We start from the raw sequence: 14,255 nt of genomic DNA, 5'->3' as shown, positions 1-14,255 counted from the left end.
CATGCCCCACATCGTCGGCAACGCGTAGGTACACCCACGACATGCCTTTATGTTCTCTATCCGCTATAAGCATTGATATGAATGCAAACGATGACCTGATGACGATGACGGCCACCGGCCTTCCCTCCCTGCAACCTGCTCGCCCCATTGCACTGGAGGGTGCATCCAACTTCCGAGATCTCGGCGGCTACAAGGGCCGCGACGGACGCAGCCTGCAGTGGCGCAAGCTTTACCGCTCGGCCCACCTGGCGCACCTGACCCCGCAAGACCTGTCCCAGCTGCAAACGCTGGGCATCACCCGCAGCGCCGACTTTCGCGGTGTGGACGAGAGCACCCATTTCGCCTATCAATGGCCTCAGCTTGACCGCCATGCGCTGGTGGTGGAGCCCACGGTGGTGCAGCGTGCACAGTCCATGATGGAGCAGGGCCTCAAGCTCACCGCCGAAGTCACCGAAGAGTTCATGCATGAAACCTACCGCAGCTTTGTGAATGACTACAGCCAGCGCTTTGCCCAGTTCTTTCACCTGCTGCAGGACAGCGATGCCCCGCTGGTCTTTCACTGCACGGCCGGCAAGGACCGCACAGGCTGGGCTGCCGCCTTGCTGCTGACATCGCTGGGTGTGGATGAGGATCAGATCATGGAGGACTATCTGCTCACCAACCAGTACTTTGCGCGCCCTTCTTCATCCGTTCTGGGCACCATGCCAGCCGATGCGCTGGATGCACTCTGGCGCGTACAGCCGTCCTACCTGATGGCTTCGGTAGAGCTTGTGCGAGCGCAGTACGGAAGCGTTAATCGCTATCTCAGCGAAGCGCTGGGTGTGGATGAAACAGCCCGCGAGCGGCTGGCCGATTTGTATCTGGAAAACTAATCAACTTTGATAGCTTTGAGCGCATACCAGTATTGGGTTAAAAGGGTTTTTTACTGATAACAGCCAGTTACAGCAGGGTATCTGGAGGCCGCTACCATGGGCCTCATCACCCGCAATGGATGCGGACAAGGAAATACCCATGCGCAAATGGCTCACTCTGGCCGCAGCAGCCGTCACGCTGGCGCTGACGGCCTGCTCCGGCACCATGCCAAGCTCTTCCAGCCCCAACAGCTCCACAGGCGTGGAAGTCTTTGGTACCGTGGATACCGGCATCAGCCGCACCTGGTAAGCCTTTTCCAGACTGCAGGCTCAAAAAAGCCCACCGCGCTTGATGCACGGCGGGCTTTTTTCTTTGAAGCTGTGATTAGCGGCTGACGTTGGCGTCGGCCACGGTCAACGCGGTCATGTTCACGATACGTCGTACCGTGGTGCTGGGTGTCAGCACATGCACGGGCTTGGCCGCGCCCAGCAGCACCGGGCCAATCGCAATACCGCCACCGGCCGCCTGCTTGAGCAGGTTGTAGCTGATGTTGGCTGCGTCGATATTGGGCAGCACCAGCAAGTTCGCATCGCCCAGCAAGGTGCTGTTGGGCATGAGCTTGCCACGGGCAACGCTGTCAATGGCCACGTCGCCGTGCATCTCACCATCGACTTCCAGCCAAGGCGCCTGCTGGCGCAGCAGCTCCAGAGTCTGACGCATCTTCACAGCGCTGGGCTGGTTGCTGGAGCCAAAGTTGGAGTGGCTCAGCAAGGCCGCCTTGGGCTTGATGCCAAAGCGCATCATTTCCTCGGCCGCCATGATGGTGATCTCTGCCAGCTGTTCGGCCGAGGGGTCATAGTTCACATGGGTGTCCACCAGGAAGACCTGACGCTCGGGCAGCAACAGACCGTTCATGCAGGCATAGGTTTCAATCCCCGTGCGCTTGCCAATGACCTGGTCAATGTAGTTCAGGTGCAGGTGCGTGTTGTGCCAGGTGCCGCAGATCAGGCCATCGACCTCACCCTTGTGCAGCAGCATGGAGCCGATCAGCGTCAGGCGGCGGCGCATTTCGATCTTGGCAATGGGCTCGGTAATGCCCTTTCGCTCCGTCATGCGGTGGTAGCTCTTCCAGAAGTCGCGATAGCGGGGGTCGTCTTCGACGTTCACCACGTCGTAATCACGACCCTGCTCCAGGCGCAGGCCGAACTTTTCAATGCGCTGGGCAATGATGGCGGGGCGTCCGATCAGCGTGGGGCGCGCAATGCGCTCGTCCACCACGATCTGGGCCGCACGCAGCACACGCTCTTCCTCACCCTCGGCATAGGCCACGCGCTTCTTCGCGGACTTCTTGGCGGCCATCACGATGGGCTTCATCATGGTGCCCGACGCGTAGACAAAAGTCTTCAGATGTTCGCGGTAGGCATCCATGTCCTGAATGGGGCGCTTGGCCACGCCAGCGTCTGCAGCAGCCTGGGCCACGGCGGGCGCCACGATCAGCATCAGGCGCGGATCAAAAGGCTTGGGAATCAGGTACTCGGGGCCAAAGCTCAGCACCTCGCCCACATAGGCTTGCGCGACTTCTTCGGACTGCTCGGCCTGTGCCAGCTCGGCAATCGCATAGACGGCAGCGATCTCCATCGAGGTGGTGATGGTGGTCGCACCGCAGTCCAGCGCACCGCGGAAGATGTAGGGGAAGCACAGGACGTTGTTGACCTGGTTGGGATAGTCCGTGCGTCCCGTGGCGATGATGGCGTCGTCGCGCACCGCCTTCACATCTTCGGGAATGATTTCAGGATTGGGGTTGGCCAGCGCGAAGATGATGGGCTTGGCCGCCATCTTCTTGACCATGTCCTGCTTGAGCACATTGCCGGCAGACAGGCCCAGGAAGGCATCGGCGCCCTCGATCACCTCGCCCAGCGTTCGCATCTCGGTCTTCTGGGCAAACAGCGCCTTGTCCGGATCCATCAGCTCGGTGCGGCCTTCGTAGACCACGCCCGCGATGTCGGTCACAAACACGTTCTCGCGCTTCAGACCTACTTCCAGCAACAGGTTCAGGCAGGCCAGGGCCGCAGCACCGGCGCCCGATGCCACCAGCTTGATGTCTTCAATCTTCTTGCCCGCAACCTTCAAGGCGTTGACCATGGCCGCCGCCACGGTGATGGCCGTGCCGTGCTGGTCGTCGTGGAACACGGGAATGTTCATACGCTTGCGCAGCTCGCGCTCGACATAGAAGCACTCAGGCGCCTTGATGTCTTCGAGGTTGATGGCGCCAAAGGTAGGCTCCAGCGCGGCGATCACTTCCACCAGCTTTTGCGGATCCTTTTCGTCGATTTCGATGTCGAACACATCTACGCCGGCGAACTTCTTGAACAGCACGCCCTTGCCTTCCATCACAGGCTTGGAAGCCAGTGCACCGATATCGCCCAGACCCAGCACGGCCGTGCCGTTGGAGATCACGCCCACCAGATTGCCGCGACTGGTGTACTTGAAGGCCGCAGCGGGGTCCTTGACGATTTCCTCGCAGGGCGCAGCCACGCCGGGCGAGTACGCCAGAGCCAGATCATGCTGGTTGGCCATGGGCTTGGTCGCCATGATGGCCACCTTGCCGGGCTTGGGGAACTCGTGATACTCCAGAGCAGACTGGCGCAGCAAAGCGCGTTTATCAATCGAGGTAATGGGCTTGGTGTCGGACATCAACAGTCTCCAGCTCGCAATTTGAGGCATCCGCAGTAACGACTCTCTCCGGGTTCATGGCCCAGCCCTCCTACCACTGCAGATAAAGGAATCGGGCTTTGGATTGTAGGCCGTGCGCTATCAAAAAAAGAGAGGTAGCAGTACAGCACTTCAGGTCAAACTGCTGTGACTGTTGAGCATCAATCAAGAGGTGATCATGGCCCCATGCCTGCCCTGCATACAGGGCAAAGCTATGATTTCGCGTCTCCCCCTGTCTTTGAAAGTCTGCCCATGCTTCCCCGCCACAACGATCCTATTGCTGCCATTGCCACCGCTCCGGGGCGTGGTGCCGTGGGCATTGTCCGGGTCTCCGGCAAAGGCATTGCCGCACTGGTACGCACTCTGTGCGGCAAGGATCTGAAACCGCGCGAAGCGACTTATCTACCCTTCAGAGATGCAGCGGGCTCACCCATTGACCATGGCTTGGCCATCTATTTCCCTGGCCCAAACAGCTACACCGGCGAGGATGTTCTTGAGCTTCAAGCTCACGGCGGCCCTGTGGTGCTGCAACTGCTGCTGGCGCGCTGCCTGGAAGCAGCTCAGACCGCTGATGCCGACGGCAAGCCCGTGCTGGCAGGATTGCGCCTGGCCCAGCCCGGCGAATTTACTGAACGAGCCTTTCTTAACGACAAGATCGACCTGGCACAGGCCGAGGCGATTGCCGACCTGATCGACGCCAGCACCGAGGCTGCTGCACGCAGCGCCAGTCGTTCTCTGTCGGGCGCTTTCTCCCAGGAAATCCAAGTGCTTCGCGAAGCCCTGGTGCATTTGCGCATGCTGGTCGAAGCCACACTGGACTTCCCCGAGGAGGAAATTGATTTTCTGAAAAAGGCTGATGCCTTTGGTCAGCTCCAGCGCCTGCAAGCCCAAGTGGCTACCGTTTTAGGCAAGGCTCACCAAGGCGCGCTGCTGCGTGAAGGCATCAAGGTGGTGATTGCAGGCCAGCCCAATGCCGGCAAAAGCTCGCTACTCAACGCACTGGCCGGGGCCGAGTTAGCCATTGTCACGCCCATCGCCGGCACCACACGCGACAAGGTTCAGCAGACGATCCAGATCGAGGGCGTGCCTCTACATGTCATCGATACCGCAGGTCTGCGTGACAGCGACGACGAGGTGGAGCGCATTGGCATTGCCCGTGCCTGGGACGAGATTGCAGCGGCCGATGCCGTTCTGTTTCTGCATGACCTGACCCGCGTGCAGCAGACCGACTACGCAGCTGCCGATGCTGACATTGCCGCCACCTTGCAACAGCGCCTGCCTGCGCAAGTGCCTGTGATCCATGTGCTGAACAAGACCGATATGGCAGTGCAAGCCCATCAGGTCTGCACAGATCAGATTGCACTTTCGGCCCGTACCGGCGATGGTCTGGACACCTTGCGCAAGCGCCTGCTGGAAGTCGCTGGCTGGCAGTCGGCTCCCGAGGGCCTGTACCTGGCCCGTGCCCGCCACGTCGAAGCCTTGCAGGCTGTCCAGGCTCACCTGGAAATGGCCGACGATCAACTGCAAGCCCAAGTCTCCCATCTGGACCTGCTGGCCGAAGAGCTGCGCCTGGCCCAGGTTTCGCTGAACTCCATCACTGGCGAATTCAGCTCAGACGACCTGCTGGGCGTGATCTTCTCCAGCTTCTGCATCGGCAAGTAAGCGCTACACATTTTTCTTGCAGGCATAAAAAAACGCCACCTTTTCAGGTGGCGTTTTCGTTACTGTGAGCGTCTCGCTTACTTGCCTGCAGCAGCCTTGCCAAACTTGGGCAAGTTGAACTGAGGCGGCACGCCCATGCGCTTGTTAATGATCCACTGCTGAGCGATCGACAGAATGTTATTCGTCAGCCAGTAAAGCACCAGACCCGATGGGAAGAAGAAGAACATCACGCTGAACATCAGCGGCATGATCCACATCATCTTGGCCTGCATGGGGTCAGGAGGAGCGGGGTTCAGAGCCGTCTGTAGCAGCGAAGACAGAGTCATCAGCAGGGGCAGGATGAAGAAGGGATCCGGCACCGACAGGTCATGAATCCAGCCAATCCAGGGCGCATTGCGAATTTCCACGCTGGACTGCAGCACCCAGTACAAAGCCATGAAGACAGGGATCTGAATCAGGATGGGGAAGCAGCCGCCCATAGGGTTGACCTTTTCCTCTCGGTAGATGCGCATCATCTCCTGCTGCATCTGCTGAGGTTTGTCCTTCAGACGCTCGCGCATTTCCATGATGCGAGGGTTGATAGCCTTCATCTTGGCCATCGAGGAGTAAGCCTTGGCGTTCAGCCAGTAGAAAGCGATCTTCAGCAGCACCACCAGTGCCACGATGGACCAGCCCCAGTTGCCGATGAACTTGTGCAGCTCGGACAGCAGCCAGTACAGCGGCTTGGCCAGAATGGTCAGCCAGCCGTAGTCCTTGACCAGCTCCAGACCCGGAGACAGCGACTCCAGCATGGGTTCAACCTGAGGGCCGGAGAACAGGCGCGCATTCACGCTCTTGGTCTGACCCGGCTCCACGGTACCCACGGGCGTGATCATGCCGACGGCGTAGAGGTTGTCACCCACCTTGCGCACGAAGTTGTCGCGCTGGATACCGTCAGCCAGCAACCATGCGCTGGCGAAGTAGTGCTGCACCATGGCCACATAGCCATTGGTGGCGGACTTGTCGATTTCAGCCTTGTTGTTCTCGATGTCCTTGAACTCGACCTTGTGATACTTCTTGGCTTCGGTATAGAGAGCCGGGCCTGTGAAGGTGGAGTAGAAGGTGGACTCATGCTCAGGCTTGTTGCCGTCGCGCACCAGCTGCATGTACAGCTGAGGGTTCACGGCAGTAGTGCCTGTGTTGACCACATCGTGCTGCACATCAATGGCGTAGGAGCCGCGCTTGAGCGTGAAAGTCTTGACCAGCTTCACGCCGCCCATATCGGCGGACTCAAAGCGCACTTGCACGCTGTCCTGGCCGTCCTTGAGCTCGCGCTCGCCTGGCACCACCGTCATAGGTGTCTTGTGCGTGGGGAAGTTGCCACCAATCAGGCCTGTCTGACCCAGATACACACGCTTGGCGTTTTCTTCAAACACCTGCATGCGCTTTTTCTCATCGACCGTGTCGGTGTACTTGATCAGCTCGGAATGCTTGAGCGTTGCACCTTCGCTGTCGAAGGTCAGGCGCATCACATCGCTGCCCACCGTCACGTTCTGACGAGGAATGGCAGCAGCAGGCTGGCCGGCAGCGGCCGCGCCGGGCACATCACCGGCATTGGCCTGCGCGACCGCTTGAGGCACGCTGGCATCAGCCGGCTTGGCATCCGCTGCGGCGGGTGCAGAGGCCGTCTGAGGCGTGGGGAAGAAGGTGGGCTGTTTGCCGTTATGGATTTGCCACTTATCCCAGAGCAAAACCATGGAAAAGCCAAATATCACCCACAGTATGGTGCGGCGAATATCGTTCATGAAGACTTCTTAGGTGAGGAAGGTTGGGTGGTCGCGGAAGAGTCCTGACTGCGCTCCAGAAAGGAAAACAGCCTGGGCTTTTGCTGTGGCACGGGATCATGCCCTCCGTCACACCAGGGATGACAACGTGCCAATCGGCACACCGTCAGATAGGAGCCTACCGCAGCGCCGTGTTGCTCCAGCGCCTGAAGGGAATAGGCCGAGCAGGTCGGCTCAAACCGGCAAGCCGAGCCCAGCCAGGGGCTGAGCAGCAATCTGTAGCCACGCACCAAGGCCATAAGCAGCCGCTGCATCACAACGGGCTCTCCACCTGATTCACTATCGAATCAGAAGCATCTTGCGCTTTACCAGTAAGGGTTTGAGGCGATTTTTCTTTCAAATCCGCCTTCCCTTCGGCGGCCTTGCCAAGCTGCAACAAGCGGCGCTCAGCCGTGGCAAAAAGCTGCTGCAACTCCTTGCGGACCGCTTCCTTGAGCTGATCCGAGGTCGCGCTGACAAACTGCTTGCGATCAAACCCAGAGCGCAGACGCACCACATAGGAAGCGCAGCGCAAAGCGTCCTCGTAATCCGTGGAAACCGCATAAATCTGGCGCTTGATGGTGTGGCGTGTCACCGAGCGGCGTGCCCAACGCTTGGGCACCATGGCACCCAGCCAGGCCTGAGTTCGAACCGAACCAATGCCAAACAGGGCCTGCGGATCATTTGATCCGGGCCCTGTCTTGGGGTTGGCCGCCATATCAGCCACCTCTGCCACCAGCTCCATACGGTGCAGGGCAAAGTGTGGTGTGCGAGCAATCGTGCCCGCAGACATAGTGGCTTGGAATTGCGGACGCGTTTTCAGCCTTTGCATAAGACAGCCTCCAATCAGAGGCCTTCAGCACAGCGAAGGAGCAGACCGCTAGCCAACGCTGGCCTTAGACGGCCAGACGCTTGCGGCCCTTGGCGCGGCGTGCGTTGATCACGGCACGGCCACCCTTGGTCTTCATGCGAACCAGGAAACCGTGGGTACGGGCGCGGCGAATCTTGGAAGGTTGGTAAGTACGTTTCATGTTGGTTCCTTGAGAAGGTTCAGTATTTGCGTCAGCAGAGCGCCCTGTTTGCGCCCGACCATTCCGGTTTTGCGCCGCACACTGTCACCGCCAGAGCCGATATTTTTCACATGCCATGCATGCCATCGGATCCAAAGACAACAAACGGAACAGAACACACGCCGCAGCGCCTAGCGCCTCGGCGCGCGCGCACAAATTAAAGGCGCCCGGCTCATATCACCCTGAACACATTCAGGGAAACCGGGGATTATCACAGCGTTGGGACTTTGATGCAATGACCCTTGAATTTGCTATGGACTAGCAAGGGATCAGGATTGGCCACTGACCTGCTCCAGAGATTCTTTACAAACCGTTGCCTCCCAATCTATTAGTATGTGCAGCCTATTACGCACTGGAGCCGGGGACAGCCTTCTGATAGTTTGTGGATAACTTCCGCAAAAGCTACAATACCAACCCCGCAACTGTTCCTCCTATCCACAATTAGACTTTTGACAATGACAGAGGAACCAACCAATGATGCAGGCCAGGCCCTGTGGCAGGTCTGCGTTGAGCAACTGGGTCAGGAGCTGCCCGAGCAGCAATTCAACACCTGGATCAAGCCGCTGACGGCACTCGTTGCAGAAGACTTTTCCAAGGTCACCGTCTATGTGGCCAACCGCTTCAAGCTAGACTGGATTCGCGCCCAGTATGCAGGCCGTATCTCGGCCATGCTGGAGTCGCTTTATGGCCAGCCCGTCACTCTAGAGTTAGCACTCGCTCAGCGCGAAAGCGTTGTGCGTACTTATGTGCGCCCACCATCAGCCACACAGCAGTCCGCACCGCAGACGCTCAATGTGGCTGTGCCCACGGTTACCAACGAAGAGGCCAGCCCTCCGGTATTCCGCACCCGCCTGAACCCGGCGCTCACCTTCGAGACACTGGTCGAAGGTACGGCCAACCGCATGGCGCGCTCTGCCGCCATGCACGTGGCAGGCTCGCCCGGTCACCTCTACAACCCGCTGTTCATCTACGGCGGTGTCGGCCTGGGTAAGACCCACCTGGTGCACGCTGTGGGTAACCAGCTGCTGCAGGACAAGCCGGACGCCAAGATTCTCTACATCCACGCCGAGCAATTCGTCTCCGATGTGGTCAAGGCCTACCAGCGCCGTACCTTTGACGAGTTTAAGGAACGCTATCACTCGCTCGATCTGCTGCTGATCGACGACGTGCAGTTCTTTGCCAACAAAGACCGTACGCAGGAAGAGTTCTTCAACGCCTTTGAAGCCCTGCTGGCCAAGAAGAGCCACATCGTGATGACGTCCGACACCTACCCCAAGGGTCTGGCCAATATTCACGAGCGTCTGGTTTCGCGTTTCGACTCCGGCCTGACGGTGGCGATTGAGCCGCCTGAGCTGGAAATGCGCGTGGCGATTCTGATCAACAAGGCCAAGGCCGAGAACGCCGACATGCCCGAAGAAGTTGCCTTCTTCGTGGCCAAGAACGTGCGCTCCAACGTGCGTGAGCTCGAAGGCGCGCTGCGCAAGATTCTGGCTTACTCGCGCTTCAACCAGAAGGAAGTTTCGATCCAGCTGGCCCGCGAGGCGCTGCGCGATCTGCTCAGTATCCAGAACCGCCAGATTTCTGTGGAAAACATCCAGAAGACGGTGGCGGACTACTACAAGATCAAGGTTGCCGACATGTACAGCAAGAAGCGTCCGGCCAGCATTGCCCGCCCGCGCCAGATTGCCATGTACCTGGCCAAGGAGCTGACGCAAAAAAGCCTGCCCGAGATCGGCGAGCTGTTCGGCGGTCGCGACCACACCACGGTGCTGCACGCTGTTCGCAAGATCTCGGGCGAGCGTCAGACCAATACAGAGCTGAACCAGCAACTGCATGTGCTGGAGCAAACGCTCAAGGGTTGATGAAAACGCCCCCATGAATGTCACTGTCAAACGGCAAAATGGGGGGCTTACGCGGCATGAGGGAGCGACCGCCCTACCCTGCGGACGCCGCCGCTATCAAACAAATGCGCACTTAAATCACTGAGGTTGACATGATCGTCCTGAAAGCCACACAAGACAAAGTTCTAGCGGTTCTGCAACAGGTGGCCGGCATTGTCGAGCGCCGCCACACGCTGCCCATCCTGGCCAATGTGCTGATCAAGAAGACCGGCAATGCGCTGCAGCTGACCACCAGCGATCTGGAAATCCAGATTCGAACCACCGCCGAGCTGGGCGGCGATGCCGGTGACTTCACCACCACCATCGGTGCCCGCAAGCTGATCGATATCCTCAAGACCATGCCAGGCGATCAGACCGTGAGCCTGGAGACGCAGCAGACCAAGATGATCCTGAAGGGCGGCAAGAGCCGCTTTACGCTGCAGACCCTGCCTGCCGAAGACTTCCCGCTAGTGCAGGAATCGGCCGCTTTCGGCCCCGCGTTCAGCGTGCCGCAAAAGGTGCTCAAGGATTTGCTGGGCCAGGTCTCCTTTGCCATGGCGGTGCAGGACATCCGTTATTACCTGAACGGCATTCTGTTCGTGGCCGAGGGCAACACCCTGAGCCTGGTTGCTACCGACGGTCACCGTCTGGCCTGGGCCAGCGCCACGCTGGATGTGGAAGTGCCTACCAAGCAGGAAGTGATTCTGCCGCGCAAGACCGTGCTGGAGCTGCAGCGCCTGCTGAGCGACGCCAGCGGCGAGAACCAGCCGGTCATCGAGATGCAGTTCGCCAACAACCAGGCCAAGTTCACTTTTGGCGGCATGGAGTTCGTCACAAAATTAGTCGAGGGCAAGTTCCCGGACTACAACCGTGTGATTCCCAAGAACCACACCAACAGCGTCACCCTGGGCCGCGCACCCCTGCTGGCATCGCTGCAGCGCACGGCCATCATGACCAGCGACAAGTTCAAGGGTGTGCGCCTGTCGGTTGAGCCAGGAACTCTGCGCGTCGCGTCCAACAACGCCGAGCAGGAAGAAGCCATGGACGAGCTCGATATCGACTATGGTGGCGACAGCATCGAGATCGGCTTCAACGTGACCTATCTGATCGACGTGCTCACCAATATGAGCCAGGACATGGTCAAGATCGATCTGCAGGACGGCAACAGCTCCGCGCTGATCACCATTCCTGAGAACGAGAGCTTCAAGTACGTCGTGATGCCCATGCGCATCTAAGCCGACCGAAAGACACCAGCCCTTCCATTGCCTGAAAGCAGGAGCAGCTTCCGCTGAAGCATCAATGATTTCAGGCAAGTATTCATTTGAAAGTTATGCCAGTCAGGCGCTAACAGCTTCTGACTTTGTAGCAGCAAGGTAATTTCATGACCGAAGACAACAAGCCAGACACGCAAACCGCAGCAGCAGATGCAGGCGGCTATGGCGAAGGCGCAATCCAGATCCTGGAAGGCCTGGAAGCCGTGCGCAAGCGCCCCGGCATGTACATCGGCGACACCTCCGACGGCACCGGCCTGCACCACCTGGTCTTCGAGGTCGTGGACAACTCCATCGACGAAGCCCTGGCCGGCCACTGCGACGATATTTTGGTCACCATCCACGCCGACGGCTCGCTGTCCGTGATCGACAACGGCCGTGGCATTCCCACGCGCGTGAAGATGGACGACAAGCACGAGCCCAAGCGCTCGGCCGCTGAAATCGCACTGACCGAGCTGCACGCCGGCGGCAAGTTCAACCAGAACAGCTACAAGGTCTCGGGCGGTCTGCACGGCGTGGGCGTGTCCTGCGTGAACGCGCTGTCCATCTGGCTCAAGCTCACCGTCAGCCGCGAAGGCCAGCGCTACGAAATCGACTTCTCGCGCGGCCATGTGCAAAACCGCCTGATCGAGGTCGTGGACGGCTTTGAAGTCTCGCCCATGCGCGTGCTCGGCCCCAGCGACAAGCAAGGCACCAAGGTGCACTTCTTGCCCGACCAGGAAATCTTCAAGGAAAACTTCGAGTTCCGCTACGAGATCCTGGCCAAGCGCCTGCGTGAACTCTCCTTCCTGAACAACGGCGTGCGCATCCGCTTGAAGGACGAGCGCGACGGCAAGGAAGACGACTTCTCCGGCGCCGGCGGCGTCAAGGGCTTTGTGCAGTTCATCAACGGCAGCAAAAAGGTGTTGCACCCCACCACCTTCAACGCCACCGGCTCGCGCCCTGCCGAGACCTATGGCGGCATTCCCGGCACCGAGATCGGTGTGGAAGTCTCCATGCTGTGGAACGACAGCTATGCCGAGCAAGTCCTCTGTTTCACCAACAACATCCCCCAGCGTGACGGCGGCACCCACCTGACCGGCCTGCGCGCGGCCATGACCCGCGTCATCGGCAAGTACATTGCCGACAACGAACTGGCCAAGAAGGCCAAGGTCGAAGTCTCGGGCGACGACATGCGCGAAGGCCTGTGCGCCGTCCTCTCCGTGAAGGTGCCCGAGCCCAAGTTCTCCAGCCAGACCAAGGACAAGCTGGTCAGCTCCGAAGTGCGTGCGCCCGTGGAAGACATCGTGGCCAAGAGCCTGAATGACTTCCTCGAAGAGAACCCCAATGACGCCAAGATTCTGTGCGGCAAGATCATCGAAGCGGCCCGCGCCCGTGAAGCGGCCCGCAAGGCCCGTGAAATGACACGCCGCAAGGGTGTGCTGGACGGCATGGGCCTGCCCGGCAAGCTGGCGGACTGCCAGGAAAAAGACCCGGCCCTGTGCGAAATCTACATTGTCGAGGGTGACTCCGCCGGTGGCTCCGCCAAGCAGGGCCGCGACCGCAAGTTCCAGGCCATCCTGCCCCTGCGCGGCAAGATCCTGAACGTGGAAAAAGCCCGCTACGAAAAGCTGCTGTCCAGCCAGGAAATCATCACTCTGATCACGGCTCTGGGCACCGGCATCGGCAAGGTCAGCGAAGATTCGGGCAAGAGCAGCAGCGACGACTACAACCCCGACAAGCTGCGCTACCACCGCATCATCATCATGACCGACGCCGACGTTGACGGCGCCCACATCCGTACCCTGCTGCTGACCTTCTTCTACCGCCAGATGCCCGACCTGGTCGAGCGCGGCCACATCTACATCGCCCAGCCGCCGCTGTACAAGGTCAAGAACGGCAAGGAAGAGCTGTACCTCAAGGACGGCCCGGCCCTCAACAAATACCTGCTCAAGATCGCGCTGAACCACGCCAGCGTCAGCACCGGCGGTGCCAATCCTCGCCTGGTGGAAGGCGAAGAGCTGTCCAAGCTGGCAGACATGCACTTGGCCGCTGAAATGGTGATCGAGCGCCTGTCCAACTTCATGGATGCCGAGGCTCTGCGCGCCATTGCCGACGGCGTGCAGATCAAGCTCGACACCATCGAAGAAGCCCAGGCCTGCGCCCCCATTCTTGAAGCCAAGCTGCGTGAGCTGACCACCACCGGCGTACCCGCCGATGTGGCCGCCGAGATCGATCCGCACAGCGAAAAGCCCGTGCTGCGCATCAGCCGCCACCACCACGGCAATATCAAGAGCTCCATCCTCACGCAGGAGTTTGTGCGCAGCCATGACTACGCCGCACTATCCGAAGAAGCACAAAACTTCGTCGGCCTGCTCAGCGAAGGCGCCAAGGTCACCCGTGGCGAAGGCGAAAAAGCCAAGACCGAAAAGGTCAGCGACTTCCGCCAGGCCATGCAATGGCTGATCAGCGAAGCCGAGCGCACCACGGGCCGCCAGCGCTATAAGGGTCTGGGTGAGATGAACCCTGAGCAGCTGTGGGAAACCACCATGGACCCCAACGTCCGCAGCCTGCTGCAAGTCAAGATTGGTGACGCCATCGAAGCCGACCGCGTGTTCACCATGCTGATGGGTGACGAAGTGGAACCACGCCGCAACTTCATTGAAGACAACGCCCTGCGCGCTGGCAATATCGACGTGTGATTTGTTGTAGGTGGATGCAATAAGTGGGATTTTGGTAAGTAAAAAGTGAGATTTCATAAGATGGAATTCCGACAATCTCCCACGACACCTAACTGTCTAGTGAAAAATAAAAAAAGCCGCTTCATGCGGCTTTTTTTATTGCTACTCACATTTATTGTCTAAGGGGAAATCAACTCGAACTTTCAGTTGTTTTCGTTCATAGGCATAGAGCACCCGAGCAAAAGCAACTGCGAACGTTGCTCCAAACTCACAACCTTGAGATGGGTAATCCCCCCCTTAAACCATGGCTCTGAGAAGTAGAGCTATGCGGCCATGGCAAGCCGCT

11 protein-coding genes are annotated in these 14,255 nt (G+C 59.2%); 6 read left to right on the top strand and 5 right to left on the bottom strand.

Annotated features, from left to right (window positions below):
* Window positions 1-77 precede the first annotated feature (77 nt).
* A complete protein-coding gene (locus tag AC2I9W_RS12790; RefSeq protein WP_486410330.1) occupies window positions 78-872 on the top strand; it encodes a tyrosine-protein phosphatase in 795 nt (264 codons plus the stop codon).
* Window positions 873-1,011: 139 nt separating this feature from the next.
* The gene (locus AC2I9W_RS12785) at window positions 1,012-1,161 is read left to right on the top strand and encodes a hypothetical protein (RefSeq protein WP_486410329.1); all 150 of its coding nucleotides are present in this window, start codon (window positions 1,012-1,014) and stop codon (window positions 1,159-1,161) included.
* Between the two features lie 75 nt (window positions 1,162-1,236).
* Here AC2I9W_RS12785 and AC2I9W_RS12780 read toward each other — a convergent pair whose 3' ends face one another.
* Window positions 1,237-3,546, bottom strand: a complete 2,310-nt coding sequence (locus AC2I9W_RS12780) for an NADP-dependent malic enzyme (protein ID WP_486410328.1) — start codon at window positions 3,544-3,546, stop codon at window positions 1,237-1,239.
* A 270-nt stretch (window positions 3,547-3,816) separates the two neighbouring features.
* Here AC2I9W_RS12780 and mnmE point away from each other — a divergent pair, with 270 nt between their 5' ends.
* Window positions 3,817-5,226 carry a tRNA uridine-5-carboxymethylaminomethyl(34) synthesis GTPase MnmE gene (mnmE, locus tag AC2I9W_RS12775; protein WP_486410327.1) on the top strand — a complete coding sequence of 470 codons (1,410 nt, stop codon included), beginning with the start codon at window positions 3,817-3,819 and terminating at the stop codon, window positions 5,224-5,226.
* 77 nt (window positions 5,227-5,303) lie between these two features.
* Here the strand turns inward: mnmE and yidC are convergent, their stop codons facing one another.
* From yidC to rpmH, 4 genes are all read right to left on the bottom strand, one after another.
* Entirely contained in the window at window positions 5,304-7,010 is a 1,707-nt protein-coding gene (gene yidC / locus AC2I9W_RS12770; RefSeq protein WP_486410326.1) for a membrane protein insertase YidC, read from the bottom strand.
* Window positions 7,007-7,306, bottom strand: coding sequence for a membrane protein insertion efficiency factor YidD (yidD, locus tag AC2I9W_RS12765; protein WP_486410325.1), 300 nt, complete (start codon window positions 7,304-7,306; stop codon window positions 7,007-7,009). The genes yidC and yidD overlap by 4 nt, the downstream gene beginning before the upstream one ends.
* The gene (locus tag AC2I9W_RS12760) at window positions 7,303-7,860 is read right to left on the bottom strand and encodes a ribonuclease P protein component (protein ID WP_486410324.1); all 558 of its coding nucleotides are present in this window, start codon (window positions 7,858-7,860) and stop codon (window positions 7,303-7,305) included. The genes yidD and AC2I9W_RS12760 overlap by 4 nt, the downstream gene beginning before the upstream one ends.
* Before the next feature lie 64 nt (window positions 7,861-7,924).
* A complete protein-coding gene (rpmH, locus tag AC2I9W_RS12755; RefSeq protein ID WP_003060014.1) occupies window positions 7,925-8,059 on the bottom strand; it encodes a 50S ribosomal protein L34 in 135 nt (44 codons plus the stop codon).
* A gap of 494 nt (window positions 8,060-8,553) precedes the next feature.
* On the opposite strand from rpmH, the gene dnaA reads away from it, so the two are divergent.
* The 3 genes from dnaA to gyrB all read left to right on the top strand — a co-directional run bounded on the left by dnaA (window position 8,554) and on the right by gyrB (window position 13,930).
* Complete coding sequence (dnaA, locus tag AC2I9W_RS12750) at window positions 8,554-9,960, top strand: chromosomal replication initiator protein DnaA (protein WP_486410323.1); 1,407 nt, start codon at window positions 8,554-8,556, stop codon at window positions 9,958-9,960.
* A 131-nt stretch (window positions 9,961-10,091) separates the two neighbouring features.
* Window positions 10,092-11,213: a DNA polymerase III subunit beta gene (gene dnaN / locus AC2I9W_RS12745; RefSeq protein ID WP_486410322.1), complete on the top strand. Its 1,122-nt coding sequence runs from the start codon at window positions 10,092-10,094 to the stop codon at window positions 11,211-11,213.
* Window positions 11,214-11,359: 146 nt separating this feature from the next.
* Entirely contained in the window at window positions 11,360-13,930 is a 2,571-nt protein-coding gene (gyrB, locus tag AC2I9W_RS12740; protein ID WP_486410321.1) for a DNA topoisomerase (ATP-hydrolyzing) subunit B, read from the top strand.
* The last annotated feature ends 325 nt before the right edge of the window (window positions 13,931-14,255 follow it).

It is taken from the genome of Comamonas sp. FUJ_7 (assembly GCF_057369555.1).
This window is presented reverse-complemented; position numbering and strand designations above follow the sequence as displayed.